Annotated in this window: 13 protein-coding genes and 1 tRNA gene; 11 read left to right on the top strand and 3 right to left on the bottom strand. The window is 33.7% G+C overall.

Going from position 1 to position 13,203, the window contains the following annotated elements:
- Window positions 1-4 precede the first annotated feature (4 nt).
- From GA0061080_RS03185 to GA0061080_RS03170, 4 genes are all read left to right on the top strand, one after another.
- A complete protein-coding gene (locus GA0061080_RS03185; RefSeq protein WP_209435716.1) occupies window positions 5-1,327 on the top strand; it encodes a phosphatase PAP2/dual specificity phosphatase family protein in 1,323 nt (440 codons plus the stop codon).
- The gene (locus GA0061080_RS03180; protein WP_091120900.1) at window positions 1,321-1,803 is read left to right on the top strand and encodes a hypothetical protein; all 483 of its coding nucleotides are present in this window, start codon (window positions 1,321-1,323) and stop codon (window positions 1,801-1,803) included. The genes GA0061080_RS03185 and GA0061080_RS03180 overlap by 7 nt, the downstream gene beginning before the upstream one ends.
- A 63-nt stretch (window positions 1,804-1,866) precedes the next feature.
- Window positions 1,867-2,805, top strand: coding sequence for a phosphatidate cytidylyltransferase (locus tag GA0061080_RS03175; RefSeq protein WP_091120896.1), 939 nt, complete (start codon window positions 1,867-1,869; stop codon window positions 2,803-2,805).
- Between the two features lie 127 nt (window positions 2,806-2,932).
- Window positions 2,933-3,196: an HPr family phosphocarrier protein gene (locus GA0061080_RS03170; RefSeq protein ID WP_065558280.1), complete on the top strand. Its 264-nt coding sequence runs from the start codon at window positions 2,933-2,935 to the stop codon at window positions 3,194-3,196.
- 123 nt (window positions 3,197-3,319) lie between these two features.
- Here GA0061080_RS03170 and GA0061080_RS03165 read toward each other — a convergent pair whose 3' ends face one another.
- Window positions 3,320-4,681, bottom strand: coding sequence for an APC family permease (locus GA0061080_RS03165; protein ID WP_091120892.1), 1,362 nt, complete (start codon window positions 4,679-4,681; stop codon window positions 3,320-3,322).
- Between the two features lie 325 nt (window positions 4,682-5,006).
- Between GA0061080_RS03165 and GA0061080_RS03160 the strand changes: the two genes are divergently transcribed.
- From GA0061080_RS03160 to serC, 6 genes are all read left to right on the top strand, one after another.
- A complete protein-coding gene (locus GA0061080_RS03160; protein WP_091120889.1) occupies window positions 5,007-5,552 on the top strand; it encodes a hypothetical protein in 546 nt (181 codons plus the stop codon).
- A gap of 280 nt (window positions 5,553-5,832) precedes the next feature.
- Complete coding sequence (gene argC, locus GA0061080_RS03155; RefSeq protein WP_091120885.1) at window positions 5,833-6,843, top strand: N-acetyl-gamma-glutamyl-phosphate reductase; 1,011 nt, start codon at window positions 5,833-5,835, stop codon at window positions 6,841-6,843.
- Between the two features lie 77 nt (window positions 6,844-6,920).
- On the top strand, window positions 6,921-7,700 hold the full coding sequence (gene argB / locus GA0061080_RS03150; RefSeq protein ID WP_091120881.1) for an acetylglutamate kinase: 780 nt from the start codon (window positions 6,921-6,923) through the stop codon (window positions 7,698-7,700).
- 104 nt (window positions 7,701-7,804) lie between these two features.
- Window positions 7,805-9,049 carry an argininosuccinate synthase gene (locus tag GA0061080_RS03145; RefSeq protein WP_034912769.1) on the top strand — a complete coding sequence of 415 codons (1,245 nt, stop codon included), beginning with the start codon at window positions 7,805-7,807 and terminating at the stop codon, window positions 9,047-9,049.
- A gap of 176 nt (window positions 9,050-9,225) precedes the next feature.
- On the top strand, window positions 9,226-10,599 hold the full coding sequence (gene argH, locus GA0061080_RS03140; protein ID WP_091120877.1) for an argininosuccinate lyase: 1,374 nt from the start codon (window positions 9,226-9,228) through the stop codon (window positions 10,597-10,599).
- Window positions 10,600-10,757: 158 nt separating this feature from the next.
- The gene (gene serC / locus GA0061080_RS03135; RefSeq protein WP_091120873.1) at window positions 10,758-11,843 is read left to right on the top strand and encodes a 3-phosphoserine/phosphohydroxythreonine transaminase; all 1,086 of its coding nucleotides are present in this window, start codon (window positions 10,758-10,760) and stop codon (window positions 11,841-11,843) included.
- A 75-nt stretch (window positions 11,844-11,918) separates the two neighbouring features.
- Here the strand turns inward: serC and GA0061080_RS03130 are convergent, their stop codons facing one another.
- Complete coding sequence (locus tag GA0061080_RS03130) at window positions 11,919-12,278, bottom strand: DUF4156 domain-containing protein (protein WP_091120870.1); 360 nt, start codon at window positions 12,276-12,278, stop codon at window positions 11,919-11,921.
- 213 nt (window positions 12,279-12,491) lie between these two features.
- Between GA0061080_RS03130 and GA0061080_RS03125 the strand changes: the two genes are divergently transcribed.
- A tRNA-Ile gene (locus GA0061080_RS03125) sits at window positions 12,492-12,568 on the top strand.
- Between the two features lie 119 nt (window positions 12,569-12,687).
- Here GA0061080_RS03125 and GA0061080_RS12755 read toward each other — a convergent pair.
- Window positions 12,688-13,047: a site-specific integrase gene (locus tag GA0061080_RS12755; protein ID WP_280642371.1), complete on the bottom strand. Its 360-nt coding sequence runs from the start codon at window positions 13,045-13,047 to the stop codon at window positions 12,688-12,690.
- Between the last annotated feature and the right edge of the window lie 156 nt (window positions 13,048-13,203).

The following is a 13,203-nucleotide window of genomic DNA, read 5'->3' as shown; positions in this document are numbered from 1 at the left end:
TGAGTTGAAATATTGCTTTAATAAGCTAACTGCTTATAAGTTAGCATGGTTAGTTAGTTTAACCGTTTTCTTTTTTACTAGCTATAATTTTGCCAATGAACTTACAGCGATGCGAAGTGATGTAGGCAGTTTAGTTTTTGAATGGGAACACTCAATACCTTTATGGCCTTGGACTATCATATCATATTGGTCAATAGATCTTATGTATGGATTAGCTATTTTGTTGACTAGCTGTTACCCAACTCTTAAAAGACTTGGCTTTAGACTTTTATCAGCTCAGATTATTTGTATTTTTGTTTTTTTAATCTTTCCGCTTACATTTAGTTTTGAACGCCCACCATTAGATGGCTTTTCTGGAATATTATTTAATGTTTTAATGGGATTTGATAAGCCATTTAATCAAGCACCTTCATTACACATCACATTACTTATCATTTTATGGCAGTTTTATGTTAATTATTTACATAGCAAGCTTGCTCGTTATATTTTGCATGTTTGGTGTCTCTTAATAGGCGTGTCAGTATTAACAACTTGGCAACACCATTTTTTTGATATTCCAACTGGATTATGGGTTGGTTGTTTTTGTATTTGGTTATGGCCGGATAACAACTTATCGCCATTAAAAAATAGACAATTAGCCAAACACTATGTTTGGGCTGGTATCTATTTTATATTATTTTTGTTATCTCTGAGTTTAGCAATCTACTTTAATGGATGGTGGCTTTGGTTGCTGTGGCTTTCGGGTTCCTTATTATTGGTTTGTGGCAATTACTTATTTGTTGGTGCAATAGGATTTCAAAAGCAGACTAACGGACATTTTAATCTTGCCACTACTATTTTATATTTACCTTATTTTATAATCATGTGGATTAATTCTCGATTATGGACATTAAGAAAAAACTCCATAGATTTGATTTGTGATAATGTTTATTTAGGACGAATACCCTCTAATAATACATTACGAAAAAATTCTTGTTTCTCGATTGTTGATCTGTGTGCCGAATTACCTATAGGACATATTTCTAGTAATTATAGCTCAATTCCAGTGTTAGATATGACACCACTAACTCTTGAACAATGTCAGCAAGTTTCTAAAATTATTGAGCAGTATCATAAACAAGGAAATGTACTAGTTTGTTGCGCATTAGGTTATTCACGTAGTGCAACTGCAGTAATTGCTTGGCTATTACTAACAAAAAGGGCTTCTAGTCTTGATGATGCCATGACTAAAGTTAAGTCAAGCCGTCATTCAGTAGTTATTACAACTAAGCAACGTTTAATTTTATCAGATCTATTTTTACAAATATACAAAGGAAACCTATGCTAAGCTATAACAAAACAAAATCACCTAAAATTACAAATCAAACTACACTGGTGACATTTTGTAGCTTATTGGCAATGAGTAAGCAATTTTATATTTTTTCATTAGCTATAACGGTAATAACATTATGTTTTGGATTGATAGCAAGTTGGTGGATAGGTTCATTACTATGCGTTATTGGTTGTATTATTGTTTTTTTGATGGGATTAATAAGCAAATATTATGCCCTGCGTATTGAATTTGATAAAAAGTTATTCGATTATTTAGCCATTAATGTTGATCAGCTACCAAATAAGTTAATAGAATTAGATGAAGCATTACAACAATTAAATTTAATTAACACCAATCAACTCCCTACAAGATCAATTATTGAACGCCAAAAAGGAACAATAAAATTATTAAAAAAACAAATTTTTTGGCTTATTTTACAAATGCTACTATTAGTTGGAATATTAATCAGTGGAATAATTTGTTTTGGTTAAATAGTATCGCTTTAGGATTGATTTAAATTTATTACACTGCAAATGTAATTAAGGGGGAAGACAATGTCTGATTATCAACGTGATACTTTATTATTGTTTATGGGGATAGGTATATTACTCATTATTGCATCAATAATAGGCTTACAACTAAAAAAACGCATAAAAAGCCCGAATAGTGTCATTGATAATTTAAATACTCGCATTAATTCATGGTGGGTAATGGTAGTAATTATTGGTATTGCATTTTTATTAGGTAAATTGGCAGTTATTTTTCTATTTTTCCTAGCATCCGCTATCGCCTTGCGAGAATTTCTTACTTTAACTTCGGCTAATGATTATGACAATTATGCTTTAATATTTTCTTATTTTATTGTTTTACCTTTACAATATATTTTAGTGGCTGTGTCATGGTATGGGCTATTTAGTATTTTTATTCCTGTTTATGGTTTTTTGTTATTAGCTATTTTAGCAGCAATCACAGGCTCAACCCATAATTTTCTAGAAAGAACGGCTGAAGTACAATGGGGATTAATGATTACTGTTTATAGTATCTCTTGCGTGCCAGCATTATCAGCATTAAACATTGAACATTATCAAGATCGTAATTTACTTTTGATTGCTTTTTTAGTCTTGGTTGTTGAACTTTCAGATGTTTTACAATATGTTTTTGGTAAATTATTCGGTAAACATCCTATTAGCCCAAATTTATCACCATCAAAAACCATTGAAGGTTTTATTGGTGGAGTGTTATCGGCAAGTTTGATTGGTGCTTGTTTATTTTGGATAACACCTTTTACTTTTATTCAATCGGGTTTGATTTCGCTGATGATTACTCTACTTGGATTTTTGGGCGGACTGGTCATGTCAGCAATAAAACGAGATAAAGGTATCAAAGATTGGGGTAAACTTATTGGAGGGCATGGTGGTATGCTTGATCGTTTAGACTCTATCTGTTTTTCTGCACCCGTTTTTTTTCATATTGTACGATATTATTGGACATAACTTGTCTAAAACGCCAGTAATTAAAAAAATTGTATAAAAATTATAACTAAAAAAGAGAAAAATGATTTAATTTGTGATATAAATACAGGCATTGTATTAATGTTAAGATATAAATAAGGACTTTATTATGTTAAAAGAACAAATGGTAGTAAAAAATTCAACTGGTCTTCATGCTCGCCCTGTTACAGCATTAGTTAAATTAGCAGGCCGTTATAAATCTTCAATCGAGCTTGTTTATAATGATAAAGCAATTAAATTAAAAAGTATGATGGGTTTACTTGGTGCTGGTGTTAAAGGTGGTTCAACTGTTGAAATCATCTGTGATGGTGAAGACGAACAAGCTGCAATGGACGAAATTCGTGAATTGTTTGCTACTGGTTTTGGTGAGTAATTACAACATTAGCTTAGCTAATAATTGTTTTTTTATTTGATTCCGTCGACTTAGGTCGACGGAGTTGTTTTTTAAAAGGCGTAACTAGATACTTTTAAGTAGACCTAATTTAAAAAGATTAAATTAATCTTTAATAATCGAATTGAGCTCTTTATGATCAATTGACGGTAATAATTGAGTAAATCCTCGAGTAAGATAAAGCAAATAAATAAACCCAATTGCTAACCAAACTAAACCAACAATCATCGCTGTCGCATCGAGGCTTGTCCATAACCACAATGAAAGTAAAACGCCAATTGCAGGTAATAGTCCATACTTAAATAACGTTGATGCTGTTTTTGCATTATTACCACCAAGGTAGCTTTTAATCACACATAAGTTGACAAAAGTAAAAGCCACTAATGCGCCAAAGCTGATCATTGAAACCACTAAACTAAGATCTAATACTAATGATAGCAATGAAAAACAGGCAACAAAAATAATCGATAAGTAGGGTGTTCTAAAGCGTGGGTGAATTTTATAAAAGATCTGTCTAGGTAATACTCCTTCACGTCCCATTGCATAGAAAATTCGTGATACACTGGTTTGCGCAGTCATTGCTGATGCAAAAACTCCCGTTAAGTAGGCTGCTTGGAAGAAATTATACATAAAATCACCGCCTAATTGGCTAATTTTACCAACTTGACGAACCACTTCTAAACTTGCAGTATCTTTATTATCAGCAAAATCAGTCCACATTGGGTAAGCTAAGTGCGCACAATAAGAAACCACTAAAAAGATACAACCCGCAATTAGCACAGTCAATATAATGGCTTTAGGTAATGATTTTTGTGCATCATTAGATTCTTCGGCTAGGGTTGCAATGGCATCAAACCCCAAAAAAGCAAGACACAATATTGCTGCACCTGACATTAAACCACTAAAATCGCTAGTATTAACTTGCAATGGTTTCATCATTGCTTCAGGAGTTAAATCAACATTAGTTAAACTCAAAAATATAAATAACCCGATAAAAACCATTTGTACAATGATTAAGGTAAAGTTTACTGAATTAATCAGTTTTATACCAAGGTAATTTAAAAAGCTAACACTAATAAGCGAACCCAATACAAAAACATAAGCAGGAATGCTTGGAAATGCTTCATTAAGATAAATACCTAAAACCAAATAATTTAATATTGGCAAAAATAGGTAATCAAGGATTTGCGCCCACCCCACCAAAAAACCAACTTTCCCACCAAAAGTACGTTGTACATAAGAATAAGCTGAACCAGCAATAGGTAGCTTATTTGCCATACGACAATAGCTTAATGCAGTGAAAAAAATCATGGAAAGGGTGATGATATAAGCTATAGGTAAGTGTCCATTACTGGCAACGGTGACTTCCCCATAAGTGGTAAAGATCCCTAAAGGAACCATATAAGCTAAACCAAATGCAATTAATGCAGGTGTGGTTAAAACTCGTTTCATTTTTATTGCGGACATGACTTACTTTGCTCCTCTGTCCCAAAAAACAATAAAAAACTACTAAGTATAGTTTTGCCTTTTTACCCGCTTAAAGCGGCAGGGAATTCTGACATATTATGATAATTATGCAAGTTAATTTTAACTATATTGACATTAAATTATGCAAATTATGTAGTTAATGATTTAATATGAATTAATTATAATCAGATCCTAGTAAAGTAAAATTTTTTCTACTAATTAAACATCAATTTATATTTGGTGTTTTAAAATAAATAATATTTTAGGAAAAAATTAGAGTTATAAAACAGTAAATACAGTTTTAAGGTAAAAGGAAAATCAAAAAATGAAAAAAATCATTTTGTTATTAATTATTTGTTTAGTTTTGACAACTTGTAATAAAGCACCATTAGAAAAAATATTAAATGATATTGAAGAAAATTCTATTAAAACTATCAAGTTAACTGATTATACTGATTTTAAATGGGATGAAGTATGGTTAATAAGTGGCAATATCAGCGGATATTATTTAAAGTTTATGCGTGATCAAGGTATTGATGTCAAAAAAGTTCAGTATTCTGATACCAATACTGATTTTGGAATATATCAGGAACATTCTGACACAATCGTGTATGTTTATAATAAAAAAGTTGTTTATTATGAGTTTCCTCCAGATAACAGAGATAGAGAGTTTTATTCTTTAGCTCCTGTTGTACCATATGCACTTCTTGATTTGAAATTACCATTGGGACAAATTATTATTCTTTCAAATAAAAATTCTGAATGTGAAGTAAACCACAAAGAATTAATCCCCCTTAAACCAATTAAAATATATGAGAATATGGATGCAGAATTAAGATGTAGGGATAATTTAAGAAATTACTGTAAATAACGTGAGAAATTCATACAATTAATTTTTATAATGCCGTTAAACCACATAAAGCGATTTTTGGAAAAACACCTTATTAGTTTTTAGAGGATTATTTTAACCATGAAGTGTAAACAACTCGGCATTTTCCTAAACATAATACGTTGAAATATTAAAAGTCTGCAAAAAAATTAATGAAATTAAATTCAAAAAAAGTGAATAAAAATTCATTTTATACTTGTGCTAGTTTTATAAATAGCCTATTATATATCCATTATTGCATAAAAAATAGATAAGGATAGATATGTTAAAAGCAATTATTGTTGGTGCAAGTGGTTATGCAGGGGCAAAATTAGCTTATTATTTACACAAACATCCGCATATACAACTTATTGCTTTAACTGTGTCAGAAAACAGCCAAGACGGTGGTAAACTTATTTCTGATTATGATTTACACTCTCAGTTAAAAGGTGTTGTTGATTTACCACTTATTGCCACTGCTGATTATTCTACTTATATCAATGATCTTGATATTGTTTTTTTAGCTACTGAACATGCTGTCAGCCACAATATAGCTCCTTATTTTTTAGAACATGGTTGTACAGTTTTTGATTTGTCGGGTGCGTTTAGAGTTAACTCAGCTTCTTTTTATACCGATTATTATGGTTTTACCCATCAGCATCAAAAATGGTTAGATAAAGCAGTTTATGGCTTAGCAGAGTGGAATAGTGAACAAATTAAACAGGCACAACTTATTGCTGTACCAGGATGTTACCCTACAGCATCACAATTACCACTAAAACCATTAATCGAGGAGGGGCTATTAGATAATTCACAATGGCCTGTTATTAATGCTGTAAGTGGGGTGAGTGGAGCAGGGCGAAAACCTTCGCATAATAATATATTTTGTGAAGTAAGTTTACATGCTTATGGACTTTTTACTCATCGACACCAACCCGAAATTGCAACACATTTAGGTCAAGAAGTGATCTTTACACCTCATTTAGGCAGTTTTAAACAAGGTATCCACGTCACAATTACTTGTCGAGTAAAAGAAGGTGTAACATCACAAGATATCCTCAAAGCTTTAAATAAATATTACCAAAATAAACCTTTGATTAGAGTTTATCAAAAAGATTGGCCAGGATTAAAATCTGTTATTGGTTTGCCTTATTGTGATATTGGATTTGTATTAAAAAATCGTCATTTAATATTAATTTCTGTTGAAGATAACTTATTAAAAGGCGCAGCAGCACAAGCTGTGCAGTGCATGAACATTCGATATAATTTTGATGAAACCACATCACTATTATAAAAATGAGTGAATTATTTTTACACTCTGTACAAAATATTTAATGAATTAAAAGTAGGTTAAATTAATAGGAAACTAAAATGAAACCATTAATTATAAAACTTGGGGGCGTATTGCTCGACAATAAAGATGCCTTAAGTAAATTATTTGACGTTATTAGTGAGTACAAAAAAAATTTTCAACGATCATTAATTATTGTTCATGGTGGTGGTACGGTAGTGGATTCATTAATGGATAGGCTTTCTTTACCTGTAGTTCGTCGCAATGGATTACGTGTAACTCCAGCAGATCAAATTGACGTGATTGTTGGCAGCCTTGCTGGTAGTGCCAATACTACTTTATTGTCAGAAGCAAAAAAACAGCAAATAGCAAGTGTAGGACTCTGTTTAGCTGATGGTAATAGTGTAGAAGTTAAACAAATTTCAGAAGATTTAGGTTATGTTGGTGAAGCCAAAGCAGGCGATCCTGCATTAATAAATCTACTTATTAATTCGGGTTACCTTCCCATTATTAGTTCGATTGGTATTACTCAAGCGGGACAAATGATGAATGTTAATGCCGATCACGCAGCGGTAGCACTAGCTAAGACCTTAAATGCAGATTTAATATTATTGTCTGATGTAGTTGGCGTACTTGACGAAAACAAACAACGCATTGAATCATTAACTCAATCGCAAGCGGATCAACTGATTGCTAAAGGTGTTATTACAGATGGTATGGTCGTTAAAGTGAATTCAGCTTTCGAAGCCGCCAAGGCCTTAGGGCGACCAATTGATATTGCTAGTTGGAAAGAATCCCACCAACTCATCGAATTATTTAACGGGCAATCAGGCACTACAGGCACAAGAATCATTGCTTAGATATTGAGCAGCTATTATATTAAGCTAGTTATCTATATCTAACAATTAATAAAAAAATGTCTTTAACTCATTTTTATCGTCAGTTAATTTAGAAAGGGTATAACATGAAAAAAAGTGGAACAAAAAAGGTTGTGTTGGCTTATTCGGGTGGCTTGGATACATCAGCCATTATTCCTTGGTTGAAAGAAAATTATGGTGGATGTGAAGTTTATGCCTTTGTTGCTAATGTAGGTCAAGATCCAAAAGAACTAAAAGATGTAGAAAAAAAGGCTAAAGCATCGGGTGCAGTTGCTTGTAAAGTTGTTGATTTAAGAGAAGAATTTGTTAAAGATTATGTATATCCGGTCTTAAAAACAGGGGCCTTATACGAAGGAACTTATTATCTTGGTACTTCAATGGCTCGTCCAATTATTGCAAAAGCGCAAGTTGAATATGCGTTAGAAGTCGGGGCTGATACACTCTGTCACGGAGCAACTGGTAAAGGTAATGACCAAGTGCGTTTTGAAACAACCTATACTGCACTTGCACCACAACTTAAAGTGATTGCTCCTTGGCGTGAATGGGATTTGCGTTCACGCGAAGCTTTAATTGATTATTTAAAAGTCCGTAAAATCCCAACAACTGCAACTGTTGAAAAAATTTACAGCCGTGACGAAAACGCATGGCATATCTCCACTGAAGGTGGTGTACTTGAAAGCACATGGAACCAAGCTAATACAGATTGCTGGGCTTGGACTGTTTCGCCTGAAGATGCTCCAAACCAACCAGAATTAGTGACCATTGGTATTGAAAAAGGTGAAGTGGTTTCAGTCAATGGGAAAAAACTATCACCATATAACTGTGTTGCAACATTAAATAAAATTGGTGCAAAACATGGTGTTGGTCGAGTTGATATTATTGAAAATCGCTTAGTCGGTATCAAATCGCGTGGTTGTTATGAAACACCTGGCGGCACAATAATGATGACAGCATTACGTGGTTTAGAACAATTAATATTAGACCGTGATAGCTTTAAATGGCGTGAACAACTAGGTATTGAAATGGCTTATGTTGTTTACGATGGGCGCTGGTTTGCACCATATCGTCGATCAATTCAAGCTGCGGCTGAAGTCTTGGCACAAGACATGACGGGTGAAGTAGTGGTTAAACTTTATAAAGGTAATGCAACTGCCGTGCAAAAGAAATCACCAAATAGCCTATATAACGAAGAATTTGCTACATTTGGTGAAGATGAAGTTTATGATCATAGCCATGCAGGAGGATTTATTCGTCTATTCTCATTATCATCACGTATACGTGCTTTAAATGAGGAACAGCAAAAACAAACAGCCAAAAAAGCAAAAAAGTAAACGCCAATTTGCAAATAAAATAGCGATAATAATATATACAGGCAATGCCCTGTATATATTATTTTTATTCTTGATTAAATTTAATTTTATTATAAAAATAAATATACAAAACGAGAATTGAAATTGTACAGCTAATCATTAAGATAACATTCATTTAAGATAATATTGAGGTAATTATGGCATTATGGGGTGGGCGTTTTAGCCAAGAAGCAGATCAACGATTTAAGCATTTTAATGATTCATTACGCTTTGACTATCGTCTTGCAGAGCAAGATATCATTGGTTCAATTGCTTGGTCAAAAGCATTGGTGACGGTTAACGTTATATCTTATGATGAACAAAAAAAAATAGAAAAAGCCTTAAATGAATTATTGTTATTGGTTAAACAAGATCCTAACCAAATTTTACAAAGTGATGCCGAAGACATACACAGTTGGGTTGAACAAAAACTGATTGAAAAAATTGGCGACTTAGGTAAAAAATTACACACAGGACGAAGCCGTAATGACCAATCAACAACCGACTTAAAATTATGGTGTAAAGACCAAATTCCTCATTTAATTAATGCGATAAATCACTTACGCCAATTACTAATTACAACCGCTGAACAGCACCAAAAAGCCATTATGCCTGGTTACACCCACTTGCAACGAGCACAACCAATTACATTTGCGCATTGGTGCTTGGCTTATTTTGAAATGCTAAGTCGTGATGTCAGCCGTTTAGAAGATACATTACAACGTTTAGATGTTAGTCCATTAGGCTCAGGCGCATTAGCAGGAACTGCCTATCCAATGGATCGTGAACAATTAGCCCATTGGTTAGGGTTTGCTCAAGCAACTAATAATAGTTTGGACTCGGTGTCTGATCGAGATCACATTCTTGAACTATTAAATAATGCCTCAATAGGTATGGTACACCTATCGCGTTTTGCTGAAGATCTTATTATTTTTAATAGTGGAGAGGCCAATTTTGTTGAACTATCAGATCGAGTGACTTCAGGATCTTCACTCATGCCACAAAAAAAGAATCCAGATGCATTAGAACTGATTCGTGGCAAAGTAGGGCGGGTTGCGGGTGCATTAACGGGTGCCTTAATGACCTTCAAAGGTTTACCGCTTGCTTATAATAAAGATTTACAAGAAGACAAAGAGCACCTATTTGACGCACTTGATACTTGGCAAGAATGCTTAGATATGGCCACACTAGTACTAGAGGATATTAAGATTAACTACACAAATTGCCAAGAAGCTGCCAAACAAGGTTATTCTAATGCAACTGAACTGGCTGATTATTTAGTTGCCAAAGGCATACCGTTTCGTGAAGCTCACCACATTGTTGGCGAAGCAGTTGTTGATGCTATTGCAAAGCAAAAAGCACTCGAAGAACTCTCGCTTGAAGAACTACAAAAATTTAGCCCAGTTATTGATAATGATGTTTATCCAATATTATCGTTAGAATCATGCCTAGCTAAACGTTGTGCCAAAGGTGGAGTTTCACCACTACAGGTAAAATCAGCGATTGAAGTTGCCAAGCAACAACTTTCATAAACATCTATATTAATCTAATAACAATTATACCGGCATTAGCCGGTATTTTATACTTAAACGCACATTTACCTGAAACTTTTTGACAAAAAATCTGATTGTATATCTGTTCATACAGTGTAAAAATAGAGTTCTTTTTGAATGGATTAAAGTTAATCATAATGAGTAAAAGTTATAATTTTAGTGCCGGTCCAGCAAAATTGCCTGCTGAAGTATTAAAACAAGTTCAAACTGAATTATTAAATTGGCATAATACTGGCGCATCAGTCATGGAATTAAGCCATAGAGGTAAAGATTTTGACGCCTGTGCTATTGAGGCCACCAACGACCTACGAGAAATCTTAAACATTCCTAACAATTACAAAATTCTCTATTGCCAAGGCGGTGCCAGAGCACAATTTGCTGCAGTTCCATTAAATATTTTAGGGAATAAAATCAGTGCCGACTATATTAATAGTGGTTATTGGAGCCAATGCGCAATCAAAGAAGCCAGCAAATATTGCCAAGTGAATGAACAAAATGTTGTTATCAAACAAAACGGACTAACGGCTGTTAAACCTATGTCAGAATGGCAATTAAATGATAATGCTGCCTATGTACACTATTGTCCAAACGAAACAATCGACGGTGTTCAAATCTTCGAAGAGCCTAATTTTAACAACAAAACTGTTGTTGCCGACTTATCTTCATGCATATTATCACAACCTATTGACATAAATCGATATGGCATAATTTATGCGGGCGCCCAAAAAAATATTGGTCCATCAGGTATCACTATAGTTATTGTGCGTGAAGACCTAATTGGCTATGCACAAAAAATCTTACCATCAGTACTAGATTACAAAATCTTAATGGACAACGATTCAATGTTTAACACTCCACCTACATTTGCATGGTATTTGTCGGGGCTAGTATTTAAATGGATAAAAAGCCTTGGTGGATTAAAAGCAATGCAGCAACGAAATCAAGCTAAAGCACAATTACTATATCAATTCATCGACCAATCTGATTTTTATCGAAATAATGTTGTAGCAGCTAATCGGTCAATTATGAATGTTACCTTCTTATCACCAAATGAAGAGTTGGATAAAAAATTTGTAAGCGAAGCAACTCAAGCTAACATTATCGGCATCAAAGGTCACCGAATTGCAGGTGGAATGCGTGCATCTATCTATAATGCCATGGATCAAGAAGGCGTTAATTATTTAATTGATTTTATGCAGCGATTTGAAAAACAAAATCACTAAATTAACTCAAAATATTACAAGTCATTAGTATCAGCAAAAAGGGGAGAAAAACCTCCCTTTTTCATTTAATCAGCATTATTTACAGCTATAAACCTCACCAACCATAACCGCATCTGTTGGTGCAATATCTGAAATGTACTGCATAGATGTATCTTGTGCATTATAAATCACATTGCCACCCATCGTAGCCGCCTTATTCATCAATTCTGTTGCAGCATCACGAATAAGTTCGCTATGTGTTTTAAGGCCAGAAAAGAAACTACTACGGCGTCCTTCTGCTTTACCCAATAATTGACAAGAAGCAGCAGGTTTAGTATCTATGAATTGAACATGACTACCGGCAGAAGTAAGTTGATGATTAGAGTTACTACATGCACTTAAAAGTAAAGTTGCTGATATCGCAACACCAATCACTAGTGATTTTTTGGTAAACATAAAATTCCCTCATCCAATATAACAACGAATAATAGCTTAAATTATTGTATCAGTTTAGTTAAACAAAGAATATCAGTAATTGAGTTCACACAAAATCTAACAAAGCACAGATTAATAAATAATCAAACCAATCTATTTTATTAATTAATTGTAGCAAATTGGATTTAACTCTATTATAATCACAAACCTACTAACTAAGTAGCACATCCAAATGGCCCCTTAGCTCAGTTGGTCAGAGCAGTCGACTCATAATCGATTGGTCACTGGTTCAAGTCCAGTAGGGGCCACCATTTAAAACCATGATTTATATAAGCTTTTTAAGCATTTCTTAGATTTTTCATCGTGCCATTTAATGAGCCTTGTGCCGTAAATGTGACATTGTTTGCAAACTCAAGCATGTGATCAGCGTTCAAGTGAGCGTATAGAGCGGTGTACCTGCTTGAACGTGCCAGCTTGCCCAAGTATGGCGTAAATCATGAAAATAAAAATTATCTATTCCTGATAATTGACAGTCTTGTTTAAAATCCCGTCTGTCGATATTATAAACTCGTTTTTTAGTTGAACGAGTGAATACATATTCACAATTATATCTAAATCTTAATTTGCGTATTAACTCCATTGCGTCATGATTTAGTAATAAAGCTCTTGCTTTTCCTGATTTTGCGTTTTCGTTAGTAACAGTTGCTACACGATTAACAAGATCAGCATTGTGCCACGTTAGGGTAAATATCTCACTCATCCGCACACCCGTTGATAGCGCAAAAAACATTTTTTATTCATTGTGATTTTAGGTTCTGGATGAGCATGCTTGCTTTTTCCTTTGTGATCTACCTTACTCTGACTTTAGGCTCCCATAACGAGGAATGTAAGGAACAGCATCAATCCAGTTCATTTTATGAGCTAAATTAAATTTGTGCTAGAGTGG

Source organism: Gilliamella intestini (assembly GCF_900094935.1).
Taxonomy (GTDB): Bacteria; Pseudomonadota; Gammaproteobacteria; order Enterobacterales; family Orbaceae; genus Gilliamella; species Gilliamella intestini.
The sequence above is the reverse complement of the archived record's forward strand: the minus strand, read 5'-3'. Positions and strand labels throughout refer to the sequence as shown.